This window comes from Kitasatospora sp. NPDC088351 (assembly GCF_040685575.1).
Classification (GTDB): domain Bacteria; phylum Actinomycetota; class Actinomycetes; order Streptomycetales; family Streptomycetaceae; genus Kitasatospora.
Genome location: NZ_JBFBIL010000008.1, coordinates 185,595 through 200,902, shown reverse-complemented (window position 1 = coordinate 200,902; position 15,308 = coordinate 185,595). Strand labels below are relative to the sequence as shown.

The following is a 15,308-nucleotide window of genomic DNA, read 5'->3' as shown; positions in this document are numbered from 1 at the left end:
ACTATCTCCTGTCTTCTTGCCGCTCTGCTTGCGCCTGGGCGCATCCCGGGTTTTTTCAGTTTGTTTCCCGGCCCCTCCACGGGGCGGGCGCCGGGGTGTCGAACACCGGGCCGCCGTCCGTGCGTGGAGTTGGGGTCAGCGCTCCGGGGCGCCGCTGTCGTACTCGCTGGTTCCCGCGTCCAGCAGCGGGGACTGCTGCTGCTGTTTCATGTGGGCCGGGGCCATCAGGCGCAGCAGGTGGTAGCCGATCAGCACGACCAGGGTGCCCAGGGCGATGCCACTGAGCGAGAAGTTGTCGGTGAACTTCAGGGACACGTTGCCGATGCCGATGATGACACCGGCCGCCACCGGGACGAGGTGCAGCGGATTGGTCAGGTCCACCCGGTTGTGCACCCAGATCTGGGCGCCGAGGAGGCCGATCATGCCGTACAGGACGACGGTGATCCCGCCGAGCACGCCGCCCGGGATCGCGGCGATCACCGCGCCGAACTTCGGGCAGAGACCGAAGAGGATCGCGAACCCGGCGGCGCACCAGTACGCGGCGGTGGAGTAGACCCGGGTCGCGGCCATCACACCGATGTTCTCGGCGTAGGTGGTGGTGGCCGGGCCGCCGACGCTGGTGGAGATCATGGTGGCGGCGCCGTCCGCCATGATCGCCGCGCCCATCCGGTCGTCCAGCGGGTCACCCGTCATCTCGCCCACGGCCTTGACGTGTCCGGCGTTCTCGGCGATCAGCGCGACCACGACGGGCAGCGCGACCAGCACGGCGGAGGCGGAGAAGCTCGGGGCGTGCAGGCTGGGCAGGCCGAGCCACTCGGCCTTGCCCACGCCGGAGAGGTCGAGCCGCCAGTGGTCCGTCACCACTCCGGCCCCGTTGGCGGCGTGGATCTGCCCGAAGACCCGGTCGAAGACCCAGGAGATCGCGTACCCGAAGACCAGGCCGAGGAAGATCGCGATCCGCGACCAGAAGCCGCGCAGCACCACCAGGGCGAGGCCGGTGAACACCATGGTGAGCAGTGCGGTCCACTGGTCCTGCGGCCAGTACGTCCCGGCGGTGACCGGTGCCAGGTTGAAGCCGATCAGCATCACCACGGCACCGGTCACGACCGGCGGCAGCACGGCGTGGATCACCCGCGCGCCCGCCGCCCGAACCGCCGCGCCGCAGGCCACCAGCACCGCCCCGACCACCAGCATGGCGCCGGTCAGTGTCGCGGCGTCACCGCCCTGGGTCTTGATCACCGCGGCCACGCCGACGAAGGAGAGGCTGCTGCCGAGGTAGCTGGGGATGCGCCCGCCGGTGACCAGCAGGAAGAAGATGGTCGCGACCCCGGAGACCATCACGGCCAGGTTGGGATCGAGCCCCATCAGGACCGGTGCCACGAAGGTCGCACCGAACATCGCCACCACGTGCTGGGCGCCGAGCCCGACGGTGCGCCCCCAGCTCAGCCGCTCGTCCGGCTTGACGACCGCACCGGGCGCGGGGCTCCTTCCGTCGCCGTGCAGCTTCCAGCCGAAGCCCGCCATGGGTCACTCTCCTCGTCGGCAATGCCCATGTGGGCAGATCGGGCCATCAGCCGATCACACGACGTGCGCCGATGCAAAATCTCCGCCACCGGACGAGTGGACACACCCCGGCCACGCCACGGCGCGCGGGGGGTCCACGGCCGTCACGGCGAGGACTTCCTCGGCTGGGCCGCACGCTCTGAACAAGGAACTCCCGTGCGAGTTGCCGTTCGTGCCAACCCCCGACCTGGCGGGCTCGCCGGTGCATCACCACCCCCTACGGCGACACCCCCGAACCCCGCGTCACCATCCCGTCTGCCGCCTGACCGTCCCGCTCGCGCGGCGCCCGCCCCGCGGCGGTCGGGCGCCGCGCGAGCGCGGGGGCCTCGTGTTCCCGTTCGACGACGGTATTCCCGTGGCGGGGGACTCGCCGGGCGGTGTCAGACGACGGTGAGCAGCGTTCCCTCGTACGCCAGCCACTGCGCGAACGCGTGCAGTCCCTTCGCGTATCCCGTGGCCGGTGTCCACGCGGGTGGGCGGGGGTTGGTCGCGAACTCGGCTCGGGGGGAGGGCGGTCCGGGTGGAGATGGCTCGGCCCGCACCGGTACGGGCCGGACGGCCGCGTGCACGGCGTGCGCCAACTCGCCGATCGTGGTGGGTTTTTCGGCCGCGACGGTCAGGGTGTGGGCCGTAGGGCGGGTGCGGAGCACCGCCAGGATGGCATCGGCCAGGTCGTCCGTGTACACGGGGTGCGTCTCGGCGTCGGGGCTCCCCTGGACGGTCACCGGCCGGCTGCGCAGGGCGTCCCACACCATGCGCCCGATGAGGGTGTCCCGGGAGCAGCCGGGGCCGTACACCTCGCCGACGGCCAGGGTGTACGGCCGTGGGTCGTCGGGCAGTTGGATCCTCAGCTCCCGGGCCGGGGCTCCCTCGCGCAGGCCGGTCAGGTCGAGGACGGCGTCGGGTGCCCCGTCGCCGGTCAGGTCGGTCAGCCTCCCCACGAGGTGCTCGCCGAGCGGTGTGGCGCCGCCGCGTACGGTGAGGCCGGCGGGCCGCCGGGGCCGGCGGGGGGCCGGCCGGTCGGCGGCCTCGTGCCCGGCGGCCAGTGCCCGGCGGGCCACGGCTGCCAGGGCCTCGCGGCGTTCGGCGATCCGTTCCTCGGTGCTGGCGTTGCTGATGCCGCCCGGCCCGATCGTCGCGATCGCCTCCGCGTGCACCGCGGTTCGTTCCGCCGGTCCGGTGGCGTCGACGTCCAGGCCGAGGCGGGCGGCCTCGTGACCCATGGCGAGGGCCGTGAGCCAGGTCCCCCGGACGTCCGGTGCGTCCGACTCCGGCCCGGGCGGCGTGAACAGCGAGCGGGGCAGCTCAAGGCCGCGAAGGTACTGTTCGCAGTCCATGTGCAGCCAGCGCTCGGGGCCCGGTCCGGTGACCCGCACCGCGCAGCGCGCGACGCCGTACTTGAAGAACGGCAGGACCGTCAGGCCGGTCAGCCGGCGCTCCTCGTCGCCGGGCCGGTCGCCGGGCAGGAAGCAGACCGAGCGGCGCGGCCCCCGGAAGGCGTTGCCCGAGATCGAGCCGCGGTCCTGGTGTTCGGCGAGGTTGGGGACGGAGACGTAGCGGGGGACACCGCTGTCGTTCAGATAACGGTGCATCAGAATGTCGTCGGGCCAGCCGCCGAGGCGCTCGCGGCCGTAGCGGACGAATCCTTCGGCGACGGACCGGGGCAGTACGATCGCGACGCACGGGAAGTACTCGTTGACCGCGCCGACCCAGCGGGCGCCTGCCATGGCGCCGAAGCGGACCGCGGCCCCGTTGCGGGAGTCCCACAGGGCGAACAGCGCCAGCGCCGCGTCCGGCATCGCGTCGATGGCGAGGTTGACCCGTTCGAAGAACGATTCGGACAACAGCATGTCGTCCTGGACCACCAGTTGGTGGGTGGCGCCGTCCTCGATGGCCTCCCAGGCGGCGAGGGCCGTGCGCAGGACCGACGGAGTGCCGGTCGGGTCCGGGTCCATGACGACGCGCAGCGCGCCCGGAGGCGCGGTCAGGGCCATCTGCTCGGCGGCCCGCCGGCGCTTGGGGTGGGTCATGACCACACCGCTGAGCTGATGGCGTGTCACGTGGTTTCCCTCTTTCTGATGGGGTGTGGGGGACTTGGTGGCACTCGTGTCGTAATCGGCTACTGCGGGTGCCATCGATTCCGGACAGTACGGATAGAGCCGGAGGCTGGCAAGAGTGCCGAATTCGCACTGGTGTCACGGTTGGTGTCCCAAGGATGCTGGATGGGCACGCCACCTTCCGTGTGAAGCATGTGGCTGTGTTTGAGCGCGTATTCGAGAGTTCGCCGTCTTCACGGAGGGAACCCCCTATGTCCGCTGAATCGCACACGCCGTTGAACGAGGCCGGGAGCGACGACGGTGAGAGCGTCGAGTCCCGGTTGGAGAAGCTCCGCGATGCCCGCATCGTCGTGACGGGAGGCGGGGGCCTGGTCGGCAGCCGGCTCACCGCCTTGCTGTGCCGGGCCGGTGCCGAAGTGGTCGTCCTGGACCGGATGGACGCCTACCCCGAGAACGGCCACACCATATTCGGGACCGAGAAGTCCGGGGCCAGGCTCGTCGTCGGCGACATCTGTGACCGCGAGGTGGTCGCCGGCCTGCTCCGGGATGCCGACTTCGTGGTCCACGCCGCCGCCTACGCGGACGTGGCCGCCTGCACCCGGAACCCCGACATCGCCTTCCGGGCCAATGTGCAGGGCACCCAGGTCGTCCTGGAGGAGCTGGCCCGGACGGGGGTGCGCCGGCTGGTGCTGGTCTCCTCCGCGTCCGTGTACGGCGACGGCCCCACCGACTCGCCCGGCCCGCACATGTTCCATGAGGATCAGGCGCTGTTCCCGCTGTCGGTGTACGCGAACGGCAAGTTGTGGGCGGAGCACCAGACCCGGCTGATGCTCGGGGCGTCGTCGGGGGCCGAGTACGCGATCGTGCGCTACTTCTCCGTCTACGGCGATCCGCAGATCCCGAAGCCGGGCAGCCACTCCTGGATGGTTCCCTGGCTGTCCCTGCAGGCCAAGCTCGGCCGCCCGATGCGCCTGAACGGGGGTGGCGTCCAGGTGCGCGACATGGTCCACGTCCAGGACGTGGCCGAGGCGACGGCGCTCGCGCTCGTCGAGGAGGGGATGGCGGGCCGGACGGTGAACGTGGGGACCGGGCGTCCGACGGCGATCCGGGACGTCGCGGACCTGCTGATGCCCTACTTCCCCGAGGCGCGGCGGATCGTCACCCCGCGCCCCGAGGGCGATCCGCTCGGGGGGTACGCCTCCACGGAGCGGGCCCGGGAACTGCTGCGCTGGCAGGCCCGGATCGACGTCGCGGAGGGCGTCGACCGCTATGTGCGCTGGCTGGAGAAGACGCCCGAAGCGGTGCCGCGCTGGCTCAGCGAGGACGGCGCGTGACAGTCTGTGCCCCCGTGACCGCCCGGCGTCGGGCGCACGTCGGAGGGGGTGGTACGAGCATGGGCTATGTCGGATCGTACGTCTGGTCGCTGCGTCAGAAGGTGGGCGACCGGCGGCTGTTGGTTCCGGGTGCCCAGGTCCTGCTGATCGACGAGGCGGGCCGGGGGCTGTTCCAGCAGCGGGTGGACAACGGTGTGTGGGAGCTTCCCGCGGGAGCCTGCGAGGAGGACGGGGGCTTCGCCGACGCCGCCGTCCGGGAGGTGGCGGAGGAGACCGGGCTGCGGGTCGGGAAGGACGACCTGGTCGCCTTCGGCTCGCTGTCCGATCCGGCCGTGCACACCGTGACCTACCCGAACGGGGACGTCAACCACTGCTTCGCGCTGTGCTTCGTGGCCCGGAACTGGTCGGGGGAGCTCTCCCCGGGGGCGGACGAGGTGCGCCGGGCGGAGTTCCGGCCCCTCGACGACCCGCCGGCGCCGCTGCACCCGCCCACGCGGGTCGTGCTGGAGATGTACCGCGCGTTTCTCACGGACGGGAGGTTCCGGGCAAGGTGAGCGAGGAGCAATCGATCCGCGTCGCGGTGCCGTGCCGGGCGTGTTTGTCGGGGGAGGACCTGGACTGGCTGGGCGACGGCCGCTCGGTCAGCCTCGCCCTCGACCTGCGGACCACGGTCGAGGTCGTGCCCGGCGGACCGTCCGGGGCGGAGCAGCCGGTGGAGGCCGACTGGTCGGCGCAGGTGTGGACGTTCCTGGGCGAGCGGCTCCCCGGCGCGGCCGGCCCGGCGCCGGCCGTGCGGGTGAGCAGCGAGGCGCCCTCCGCGAGCGGGCTGTCCTCGTCCACGGCGCTGATCGTGGCGCTGTTCCGGGCGTACGCCGAGGCGGCCGGGGCACCGGACGGCGTGCCGGTGCCGGACGCCTCGATCGTCCAGTGGGCGTACGAGTTCGAGTTCGCCCGGTTCAACGGCGGGGGCATGGACCACCTCGCCGTCGCCGAGGGCGGTGCGCTGCTGATCGACGGCCGGGAGCGCGGCCTGCCGGTGGTCCGGGAACGGCTGGAGTTCCCGGAGGACTGGCGGGTGGTCGTGGTGGATTCGGGCACCCGGAAGAACACCGCCGACCACATCCGCACGGTGCGGGCGCAGCTGGCGGCCGGCGATCCGGCCCTGGCGGCGTACCGGGCCGAGGCCGACCGGGCGTCGGGCGCCGCATGGGCGGCGCTGCGCCGGCGCGACCACCAGGCGCTGGGGGAGGCGATGACCCGGGCGCACGAGGCGATGCGCGACTTCCAGGGCATGTCGACCCCGGTCCTGGAGGAGCTGCGGACGCTGGCGCTGCGCGCCGCCGGCCTGCCGTTGAAGCTCAGCGGGGCCGGCGGCGGCGGTTCGCTGGTGGGTGTGTGCCCCGCGGCCGACACGCCCGGGGTGGTGGCGCGGCTGGCCGACGCGCTGCGCGGCCCGTTCCCCGGGGCACGGGTGATCCCCACCCGGGCGGCTCCGGGGAGCCGGAGTGCCCGGGCGGGGACCAGGGTCGGCGTCAGCGCCGGGTGACGGTCACAGGAACGGGTCGTAGTCCTCTCCCGGGGGGACTGCGCCCGTTCCTTCCGCTATTCGCTCCAGTTCCAGGTTGGACCGGTGCCGCGCGCAGTGGAAGCGGCAGTCCCGGCTCGGGTCGACGATGCCGCGGTCCGACGTCTTCCAGATGTCGGGCAGGCTGTCGGTGACGGCGTCGCCGATCCGGGCCAGCGGGTTGCCCCGGTGGTAGGAGCAGATGTACACCCCGGACGGGGTGATCAGGGTGCGCAGCTCGGCGACCCGGCAGTGGTGGTACTCCTTGGGCTGGACCGGCCCGGTGTGCCGGCGTAGCGAGGTGAGCGTGGAGGAGTTGATGAGCTGGAAGGTGTCGCTCTCCAGCCGGGCGGCCTCGGCGAGCTGACTGTCGACCGATGCGAGGAGGTCCTGGGAGACCTGGATGACGTGGTGCTCATCGTCGAACATCGCCTTGGTCTCGAAGTAGTCGCAGCCGATGTCGTGGGCGAGCTCGGCTGCTTGCAGGACCTCCGTGTGGTTGCTGACGACCCGGCCGTCCGGCTCCTGGCGGGTCATGACGAGGAAGGAGTAGCCGAGGGCGCCGGTCTTCGCCTCGGCGAGCAGCCGCATGTTCGCGACGACCTTGTCGAAGACGCTGCGGCCCTTTCGGTCGGGGCGGAAGAGGCCGTACGTTCCGGCGGTGCCGGCGTCCATGGAGACGCGGACCCAGGAGGCGTAGCGGGCGAGTTCGTCGAGGTTCTTGTCGATCATGGTGCCGTTGGTGACGACCCCGACGGCCAGGCCGGCCTCGCCGAGGATGCGCAGGACCTTACGGGTGCCCCGGTGGGCGAGCGGTTCGCCGCCCCCGATGAGCACCACGGCCCGGACGGACATGGAGACCAGTTCCTCCGCGAGCGCGGCCAGCCGCTCGGGGGTGAAGCGGCCCTGGTTGAGCAGCTTTCCGCTGATGCACTCGGGGCAGGCCAGATCGCAGAAGGTCGTCGGATCGAGATCCACGACGAGCGGGGCGTCCGACGCGGCTCCTTCGGCCGCTTGCAGGACGCGGGGCCAGCCTGATGGCTGGTACAGCTTGGAGACGAGATCGAGACGGTCGTGCGTCACGGAGTCCTCCTGTGGACGTGAACGGGGTGCGACCGGGGGAGCCGGGTTTTCGGTGTGCGGGGTCAGCCCTTGACGGCGCCGGCGGCCAGGCCGGAGGCGATCCGGCGCTGGATGATGAGGAAGAAGACCACGACGGGCAGGGCGGTGAGTGTGGCACCCGCCATGAGGCCGCCGTAGTCGGTGCCTCGGCTGGTCGTGAAGGAGACCAGCCAGATGCTGACGGTCTGCTTCTCGGGAGTGGACAACAGGATGTAGACGAGGACGTATTCGTTCCAGGCCTGGACGAGCGCGAAGACCGAGGTGGCGACGATGCCGGGTGCGAGCAGTGGCAGCACCACCCGGCGGAACGCGCCGAGGCGGCCGCAGCCGTCGACCATGGCCGCCTCCTCCAGCTCCACGGGTACCCCGTTGATGAATCCGCGCAGCATCCACACCGTGAACGGCAGGGTGAACACCAGATAGGTGAGGATCACCCCGGTGAGGCTGTCGGTCAGCCCGGCGTCGTTCAGCAGCAGGTACAGCGGGATGATCAGGGCCGTCAGCGGCACCATCTGGACGATGAGGATCACCACGACGAAGGTCTTGCGGCCCGTGAAGCGGAAGCGGGCGAGGGCGAACGCGGCGAGCGTGCCGACGACCAGCGACACCACGACGGTGCCGAGGCCGATGATGACGCTGGAGCGGACGTTGGCCCAGAAGGTCTCCGAGCCCAGGGCCCGGGCGAAGTTGTCCAACGAGAGCCGGCCCGGCCAGAACTTCGGCGGAAGGCTCAGGATCTCGTTGGCCGGCCGGAACGCGGTGAGCACCATCCAGTAGACGGGGAAGCCGATCACCGCGGCGACGAGCAGCCCGAGGAGGTCGTGGCCCAGCGACCGTCGTCGTCTCATTCGAGCTCTCCCGTCCTGAGCATCTGACGCAGGTAGACGACCGATCCGGCGAGCAGCAGCACGACGGTCACGAGCGCGATCGCGGCCCCGGTGCTGTACCGGTTCACCGCGAAGGACTCGATGAAGGAGTAGACGCCCAGCAGGTAGTACTCCCGCTCGGGCTGGCCGCCGCGCATGAGCCAGATCTGGTTGAAGACACCGAAGTTCCAGATCGCGTTCAGCGTGGTGACCATGAGGAGGACCGGTCTTATCACCGGGAGGGTGACGTGCCGGAAGACCTGGAACGGCCGGGCACCGTCCAGCACCGCGGACTCCTCCAGTTCGTGCGGGACCTGCGCCAGCGCGGCCCGCAGGGTGATGGCGGCGAACGGCAGTGAGCCCCACACCACGACGGCGACGATGATGGTGAACCCCTGCCAGGGGTCGATGAACCAGTTGTGGTGGATCATGTCGACCCCCGGCAGTTCGGAGAGCACCCAGTTCGTGACGCCGTAGTCGGTGTCGAAGAGCCAGCGGAAGATCGACGCCGCGACCATCGCGGGCATCGCCCACACGGTGACCAGCACACCGGAGATGACGGCGCGCACCCAGGGCGAGACCCGGTGCATCAGCTGCGCCGTGAACAGCCCGCAGAGCACGGTGAGCACGACGGTCACCGCGGTGAAGAGCACCGTGCGGCCCACCACGGTCCAGAAGAAGCCGTCACCGAGGATCTTCCTGAACTGGTCCAGTCCGGCCCACGGCGGTGCGGCGCCGCTGAAGAGCTGTTCGCGGGTCATGTCCTGGAAGGCGAGCACGACCATGTCCACGAGCGGGTAGCCGAGCACGAGGACCATCGCGAGGACGGTGGGACCGATCAGCAGGTACGGCAGCAGCTTCGGACGCCGCCGCCGGCCCCGGTCAGCGCTCATTGATCACTTCGTTGATCCGCTGGTCCGCCTCACGGGTGGCGTCCTGCACGGACTGCTTGCCGTTGGCGATGCGCTCCAGCATCTCGGGCAGGATGTTGGACTTCTCCACCGACGTCCAGCCGGGCGCGAACGGGGTCATCCAGCCTCCGGTCGCGGCGGCCTGGGCCGCCGGGCCGTTGATGCCGCCGCCGGCGACCTCGGCCAGCTGGGTGGTGTTGTTGGGCAGGGTGTTCACCTCGATCAGGGTCTTCTGCGACTCCCGGTCGGTGAACATCTTGATCCAGTCGGCGGCCAGGTCCTTGCGGGTCGACTTGGCCGGCACCGCCAGGGTGGATCCGCCGAGGAACGGCGGCAGGAGCTTGCCGGACGGGCCGGGGAAGGGGAAGGTGCCGAACTTGTCCTTCAGCTTCGGGTCCCCGCCGGAGCGTTCGTCGGCGGCGGCGTCGGCCTCCCAGGTGTTGCCGTAGAAGACGCCCACGCGGCCCTGCCCGATGACGGCCGGCTGGTCGCTGTTGTCCTTGGCCCGGTCACCGACGTAGTACGTGTCGATCAGCCGCTTCCACTCGGTGAGCCCGGCCACCGACTGCGGCGAGGACAGCGAGCTCTTCCACTTGCCGCCGTCCTTCACGGCGATCTCGCCGCCCGCGTCCTTCACGAAGGCCATGGCCGCGTACCAGTAGCGGCCGGGCATGTAGAGCGCCGAGTAGTTGGGGTCCCCGGCGCTGTAGGTGCCCTTCAGCTTGTCCAGCGCGGAGAGCAGTTCGGGGTAGGTCTTCGGGGCGCCGGCGACACCCGCGCCGGAGAACTGGTCGGTGCGGTAGATCGCGACCCGGGCTCCGACGTAGTACGGCACGCAGTACGTCTTGCCGTCGGCACGACAGGCGTCGGCGAGCGCCGGCAGCCAGGCGTCCGACTGGTCGAAGCGCGCCGGGTCGACGGCGGCGAAGGCGCCGTTGACGATGTAGTTGGTGGTCTCGCTGTTGCCCATCTCGACCACGTCGGGAACGTTCTTCCCGGCGAGGACGGCGTCCAGCTTCTGGTTCTTCGTCGTCCACTGCTGGTACTGGACGTCGACCTGGACCCCGGGGTGGGCCTTGGTGAACCGGTCGTTGGTGGACTGGACCAATTGCGGCCAACTCTCCTGCGCGTCCACGGCCAGCCACACCGTCAGTTTGCCGCCCGCCTCGGACCCGCTCCCCGACCCGGAACTGCATCCGGTGGCCGCGAGAGACAGGAGAAACGTGAGGACAAGGGGGCGGTAGGACATGCGAATGGCCATGAGGTCTCCAAGTTCACTATGGGGGCAACCTCCTGACTACCCGTCTGATCACTCCGCGTCGCAGAGGCGCGAACATTCGGCCGGAAGATGACGTTCAGTGTCCCGCAGAGGGCCCAACGCTTGACTCCTCCGGGGCGGTACCCGCAGGTTAGGCCTCTGCACCACGTGATCCCGATACGAAGGGCTTGTTACGTGACCGAGCAGATGACGACTTCGTCCGACGAGACTCCCGACGCCTCCGCCAGGCCGCTCCGGGTCAACGCCTGGAACGGCTGGGACCCGCTGCGCCACGTGATCGTCGGGCGGGCCGAGGGCACCGTGGTCCAGGCTCCCGAGCACGCGGTGCGCCGGGACTACCCCGAGGACGGCTTCCCCCTGGGCACCTACGGCCCGATGCCCGAGGACATGGTCGCCGAGGCCGAGGAACAGCTCGACGACTTCGCCGAGATGCTGCGCCGCCGCGGCATCAGGGTGGACCGCCCCACCCCCGTCGACTTCACCCAGCAGGTCAGCACGCCCGACTGGACGCAGGACTCCATGTTCGGCTGCATGCCGCCCCGGGACCTGCTGCTGACCGTCGGCAACGAGGTCCTGGAAGCGACCATGTCCTACCGCAGCCGCTGGCACGAGTACCTGTGCTACCGGCCCGTGCTGCAGGGCCTGTTCGACGCCGACGAGAACATGCGCTGGGAGGCCGCACCGAAGCCGCGGCTCACCGACGCTTCGTTCAACACCAAGTTCTGGGACACCTACAACGACCTGCCGACCGAGGAGCAGCTGGCCCGGGTCCGCGACTACGACCTGGTGCTGACCGAGGCCGAGCCGCTGTTCGACGCGGCCGACGTCGCCCGCTTCGGCAAGGACCTCTTCGTCCAGCTGTCCTTCGTCACCAACCGCAGCGGCTACCAGTGGCTCAAGCGCCACTTCCCCGACCACCGGGTGCACGCGGTCACCTCCACCAACACCCACCCGCTGCACATCGACGCGACCTGGGTGCCGCTGCGCCCCGGGCTCGTGCTGCACTGCGGCGAGCGGCTCGCGGACGCCGAGCTGATGGAGTTCTTCCGGCTCAACGACTGGGAGATCATCGAGGCGGTGCAGCCCGCGAGCTGGGACCACCCGCCGAAGCTGTCGTTCTGCAGCCCGTGGCTCGCGGGCAACATGCTGAACCTCGACGAGAACACCCTGTGCATCGAGGAGAAGGAGGTCCGGCTCTCGGAGCAGCTGTCCTCGTACGGCTTCGAGATCGTCCCGGTGCCCTTCCGGGCGGTCGGGCCGTTCGGCGGCGGGCTGCACTGCGCGACCGTCGACATCGAACGGGACGGCGACCTGCAGGACTACTTCCCGCGCCGGCACGGCCGGTACTGAGGCCGGGCCCGTGCCGTACGTGCTGCCGCCGGAGGTCCGTGCCGTCGTCTTCGACTTCTACGGGACGCTGGTGCGGATGGTCGAGCCGCTGCCGCCCGACCACCGCGCGATCTTCGACCGCCGGGGCCTGGCCGCCCAGGGCGCCCGCTGGGGCGACCAGTGGGCGGTGGGCCCCGGCGAGGGCGAGGAGCATGCGGTCCACTCCGCCGCGGAGAACGACTACCACCGCTGGGAGTTGGACCGGCTTCGGCGCAGGGCTCTCGACTGCGGGGTGCCGGAACACGAGCTGGACGGCCTGGTCGAGGAGATCGACCGCGCCATGAAGGCCCTCCGGCTGGAGCTCTTCGAGGACGCCCGCCCCGTCCTCGAAGAGCTCCGCGCGCAGGGGCTGCTGGTCGGCGTCTGTTCCAACTGGTTCTGGAACCTGGAGGATTGCGTGGAGGACGTCGGCCTCGGCGGGTCGGTCGACGTCGTGGTGGGCTCCGCCCGGGCGGGCGCGCGCAAGCCGCACCCGCTGATCTACCGGACGCTGCTGGAGCGGTGCCAGCTGCCGCCCGAACACGTGCTGTTCGTCGGGGACATGTGGGCGCCGGACGTGCTCGGCCCGCTCACGGCCGGGATGCGGTCCGTCCACCTGTGCCGGCCGGACCCGGCGGTGCTCGGATCCGAGCCGCCCCTGCCGGACGGGGCGGCCCGGATCCGCGGGCTGGGGGAACTGCTCAGGCTCGTGACGAGCGGTGCCGCAGCCGGTCCAGGAGATTGCGGGTGACCTGGACGACACCGGCGTCCTGATCCTTCCCGCAGACCACCGGCCAGTCGGTGGTACCGGCGGAGAACACGGTGCCGCCGGCGGTGAAGACACCCATGGTCGCGGCCCGGGGGCTGGTGATGCCCGGCTCCCGGGCCGGGCCGTTCCAGTGGCCCCACTTGAAGTGGTGGAAGTCCTCGTGGACGGGTTCGAGGACGTGGATGCCGAGGATGAGGAAGGAGGTGGGAGTGCCGTCCTCGCCGCTGGCGCGGGCGACGCCGTGGCCGTCGCGGACGTAGGCGGCGCCGTCGCACTCGTACCCGATGAGCGGGGTGCCCGCGCCGAGCCGGTCGGGCTCACCGCCGTCGGAGCCGTCGCGCAGCCCGGTGCCGGCGAAGACCCAGTGGTCGGCGTGCTGCACGGTGTACCCCTCGCGCGGACGGTCCCCCGGCCATTCGGTGCTCGCCCACATGCCGCCGTTGCGGAAACTCACCCCGGTGAGGGAGTTCTCGGGGCGGCCCACGCCGTCGGGCGCCGCCGGCCACCACTGGTCGGTCGCGGGAAGGTGCGGGTACTCGTCCCCGACGTGGTGGTCGGTGTCCGAGACGAAGGCGGTGTTCCGGTCGGTCGGATGAATGCGCCACCAACACGTGTTGGCGCTGAGGAAAGCGATGTTCCCGCCGTCCCGGACGAATCGCTCGGCATGGCTGCGCATCGCCTCGCTCCAGTATTCGTCATGGCCGACGCTGAGCAGCAGATCGTACGAGGACAGCAGATCCGGATCCTCGTGCAGATCGAGATCCGTGCAGAATTCGACCGGATAGCCGTTGCGCTCCAGCCAGGCGATGAAAGGGGCGTCCCAGTAGGCGAGGTCGATGATTCCGCCGGGCCGGTGCAGGCTCACCTTGTGCCCGCGGGGATTGTCGTTCGGCAGGTACACGGGGTGGTCGTAGAGGCTGGCGGCGCGCTCCGCGTCCGGCCGGTCGGAGCGGTTGTAGGCATGCCGGGTGAAGGTCGACTTCTTGTAGAGGATGCCGGACCGGCTGCCGGCCCGCCGGGGCCGCACGACGAAGAACTCGCGAGCGGGGCCCTCGATGCTCGCGGCGTCCAGGAGCGGCGGGTCGTCGCCGTCCTCGACGAACTGGACGAGGTGCATGCCGGGCGTCCAGTCCTCCGGCACGGGCACGGTGAGCGGCGGCCAGTCCCAGCCGTCGGCGGGCGAGGCCCGGCCGGGGACGCCGTCGGGGTGCGCGGGCGGCAGGTGGAGCGAACCGGGGCGCCGGCCGGTCTCCGCCACCAGGTCCAGCTCCTCTCCCAGCCGGTAGAACCTCAGCCGGAACCGGGCGGCGTCGGTGGAGACGTGCACGGTCAGCTCCTCCCCGGCGGTGACGCTTTCCCGGCCGAGATATCCCTCTATCATTCTGCCTCCCAGCAGAGCGCGCGGCCGGCGAATAGGTGTTCGGCCGCTTCGGCCCGCCATCGTAGGGGGTTCCGGGAATTCCGGGCAACGATGCCGCGAAACCGGTCATTCAAGGCCGCCTTTCGGACAGTGAACCGGATGGGGAGAGTCCTCTACCGCCGGGCCGGGTAGCTGGAATTCAGCCGAAGCCGACCGGCTACCGCACATCCGTCACCTCCGGTCAAGAACGAGGCATTCGCATGAGCAATGAATTTCGAGTGAGGGAACTCGTCCTGGGAATCCAGGGCCTGGCGCTGCTGCGCCACGCCCTGGACGGCGAGGAGGAGTTCCTCAAGGCACGCGTCGAGGACATCCGGCGTTTCGTGTCGGGCGACGGGGAGCTGCCGGACGGGGGCACCGACGTCAGCGAACTCGACCTGGCCGAGGGCTACGCCTCCTGGTCGGCGGTGTACGACTCGCTGCCCAGCTCGTACGTCGAGGTCGAGGAGCCCGTGCTGCACGGGATCCTCGACACCCTTCCCGCGGGCACCGCCCTGGACGCCGCCTGCGGTACCGGGCGGCAGACCGGCGCCCTGGTCTCCCGCGGGCACCGGACCATCGGCGTGGACCAGTCGCCCGAGATGCTGGCCAAGGCCCGTGAGCGCGCTCCGCAGGCCGAGTTCCGGGTCGGGCGCCTGGAGAGCCTGCCGCTGGAGGACGACTCGGTCGATCTCGCCGTCTGTTCGCTGGCCATGACCCATCTTCCGGACCTGGCGGCGGGCGTGGCGGAACTGGCCCGGGTGGTCCGTCCGGGTGGGCGGATCATCGTCTCGGACCTGCACCCGTTCGTCATCGCCCTCCAGGGGCAGTGCGTCTTCGTGCACGACTCCGAGCAGCTCGCGTTCGTCCGCAACCACGTCCATCTGCCCGGGCGGTACCTGGAGGCGTTCACGGGAGCCGGGCTGCGGGTGCGGGCCTGTCACGAGCCGCTCTTCAACGGCCGCCTCGCGCCCGGGGGTTACGAGGAGTTCATCGCGGACGCCGCCCGCGCGGCCTGGGACGGGCTGCCGATCGTCATCGTCTGGGACGTCGAAGTCCCCGCTTAGACCCACAAG

13 protein-coding genes are annotated in these 15,308 nt (G+C 70.8%); 6 read left to right on the top strand and 7 right to left on the bottom strand.

Translation table 11 applies throughout. From position 1 onward, the window contains the following. Positions 1–135: 135 nt before the first annotated feature. Both AB0P06_RS09420 and AB0P06_RS09415 read right to left on the bottom strand, forming a co-directional pair. Positions 136–1,524, bottom strand: a complete 1,389-nt coding sequence (locus AB0P06_RS09420) for a solute carrier family 23 protein (RefSeq protein ID WP_363606318.1) — start codon at positions 1,522–1,524, stop codon at positions 136–138. 419 nt (positions 1,525–1,943) lie between these two features. After that, positions 1,944–3,623, bottom strand: a complete 1,680-nt coding sequence (locus AB0P06_RS09415; RefSeq protein ID WP_363606316.1) for a hypothetical protein — start codon at positions 3,621–3,623, stop codon at positions 1,944–1,946. A gap of 248 nt (positions 3,624–3,871) precedes the next feature. Here AB0P06_RS09415 and AB0P06_RS09410 point away from each other — a divergent pair, with 248 nt between their 5' ends. From AB0P06_RS09410 to AB0P06_RS09400, 3 genes are read left to right on the top strand one after another with little or no spacing between them, the layout of a single operon-like run. After that, positions 3,872–4,954, top strand: a complete 1,083-nt coding sequence (locus AB0P06_RS09410) for an NAD-dependent epimerase/dehydratase family protein (protein WP_363606315.1) — start codon at positions 3,872–3,874, stop codon at positions 4,952–4,954. Between the two features lie 59 nt (positions 4,955–5,013). Then, on the top strand, positions 5,014–5,508 hold the full coding sequence (locus AB0P06_RS09405; RefSeq protein WP_363606314.1) for an NUDIX domain-containing protein: 495 nt from the start codon (positions 5,014–5,016) through the stop codon (positions 5,506–5,508). Further along, positions 5,505–6,500: a galactokinase gene (locus AB0P06_RS09400; RefSeq protein WP_363606313.1), complete on the top strand. Its 996-nt coding sequence runs from the start codon at positions 5,505–5,507 to the stop codon at positions 6,498–6,500. The genes AB0P06_RS09405 and AB0P06_RS09400 overlap by 4 nt, the downstream gene beginning before the upstream one ends. Before the next feature lie 3 nt (positions 6,501–6,503). Here AB0P06_RS09400 and AB0P06_RS09395 read toward each other — a convergent pair whose 3' ends face one another. The 4 genes from AB0P06_RS09395 to AB0P06_RS09380 all read right to left on the bottom strand — a co-directional run bounded on the left by AB0P06_RS09395 (position 6,504) and on the right by AB0P06_RS09380 (position 10,552). After that, positions 6,504–7,601, bottom strand: a complete 1,098-nt coding sequence (locus AB0P06_RS09395) for a radical SAM protein (protein ID WP_363606312.1) — start codon at positions 7,599–7,601, stop codon at positions 6,504–6,506. 62 nt (positions 7,602–7,663) lie between these two features. Continuing rightward, positions 7,664–8,488 (bottom strand): carbohydrate ABC transporter permease, encoded by an 825-nt coding sequence (locus AB0P06_RS09390; protein ID WP_363606311.1) that lies wholly within the window; start codon positions 8,486–8,488, stop codon positions 7,664–7,666. Further along, the gene (locus tag AB0P06_RS09385) at positions 8,485–9,399 is read right to left on the bottom strand and encodes a sugar ABC transporter permease (protein WP_363606310.1); all 915 of its coding nucleotides are present in this window, start codon (positions 9,397–9,399) and stop codon (positions 8,485–8,487) included. Before AB0P06_RS09385 ends, AB0P06_RS09390 begins: the two co-directional genes overlap by 4 nt. Beyond that, positions 9,389–10,552, bottom strand: a complete 1,164-nt coding sequence (locus AB0P06_RS09380) for an extracellular solute-binding protein (protein ID WP_363606309.1) — start codon at positions 10,550–10,552, stop codon at positions 9,389–9,391. Before AB0P06_RS09380 ends, AB0P06_RS09385 begins: the two co-directional genes overlap by 11 nt. Before the next feature lie 318 nt (positions 10,553–10,870). Here AB0P06_RS09380 and AB0P06_RS09375 point away from each other — a divergent pair, with 318 nt between their 5' ends. Further along, positions 10,871–12,046, top strand: a complete 1,176-nt coding sequence (locus tag AB0P06_RS09375) for a serine/threonine protein kinase (RefSeq protein ID WP_363606308.1) — start codon at positions 10,871–10,873, stop codon at positions 12,044–12,046. A 10-nt stretch (positions 12,047–12,056) separates the two neighbouring features. Further along, positions 12,057–12,815 (top strand): HAD family hydrolase, encoded by a 759-nt coding sequence (locus AB0P06_RS09370; protein WP_363606307.1) that lies wholly within the window; start codon positions 12,057–12,059, stop codon positions 12,813–12,815. Here AB0P06_RS09370 and AB0P06_RS09365 read toward each other — a convergent pair. Next, positions 12,766–14,214, bottom strand: coding sequence for a N,N-dimethylformamidase beta subunit family domain-containing protein (locus AB0P06_RS09365; protein ID WP_363606306.1), 1,449 nt, complete (start codon positions 14,212–14,214; stop codon positions 12,766–12,768). The two genes, AB0P06_RS09370 and AB0P06_RS09365, sit on opposite strands and share 50 nt — an antisense overlap. Before the next feature lie 239 nt (positions 14,215–14,453). On the opposite strand from AB0P06_RS09365, the gene AB0P06_RS09360 reads away from it, so the two are divergent. Next, positions 14,454–15,299: a class I SAM-dependent methyltransferase gene (locus AB0P06_RS09360; RefSeq protein WP_363606305.1), complete on the top strand. Its 846-nt coding sequence runs from the start codon at positions 14,454–14,456 to the stop codon at positions 15,297–15,299. Positions 15,300–15,308: the final 9 nt, after the last annotated feature.

Bases quoted from the DNA above. Each gene is read 5' to 3' on its own strand.
- AB0P06_RS09390 (WP_363606311.1), bottom strand. From the start codon at position 8,488: ATGAGACGACGACGGTCGCTGGGCCACGACCTCCTCGGGCTGCTCGTC.
- AB0P06_RS09360 (WP_363606305.1), top strand. From the start codon at position 14,454: ATGAGCAATGAATTTCGAGTGAGGGAACTCGTCCTGGGAATCCAGGGC.
- AB0P06_RS09385 (WP_363606310.1), bottom strand. From the start codon at position 9,399: ATGAGCGCTGACCGGGGCCGGCGGCGGCGTCCGAAGCTGCTGCCGTAC.
- AB0P06_RS09365 (WP_363606306.1), bottom strand. From the start codon at position 14,214: ATGATAGAGGGATATCTCGGCCGGGAAAGCGTCACCGCCGGGGAGGAG.
- AB0P06_RS09410 (WP_363606315.1), top strand. From the start codon at position 3,872: ATGTCCGCTGAATCGCACACGCCGTTGAACGAGGCCGGGAGCGACGAC.
- AB0P06_RS09420 (WP_363606318.1), bottom strand. From the start codon at position 1,524: ATGGCGGGCTTCGGCTGGAAGCTGCACGGCGACGGAAGGAGCCCCGCG.
- AB0P06_RS09405 (WP_363606314.1), top strand. From the start codon at position 5,014: ATGGGCTATGTCGGATCGTACGTCTGGTCGCTGCGTCAGAAGGTGGGC.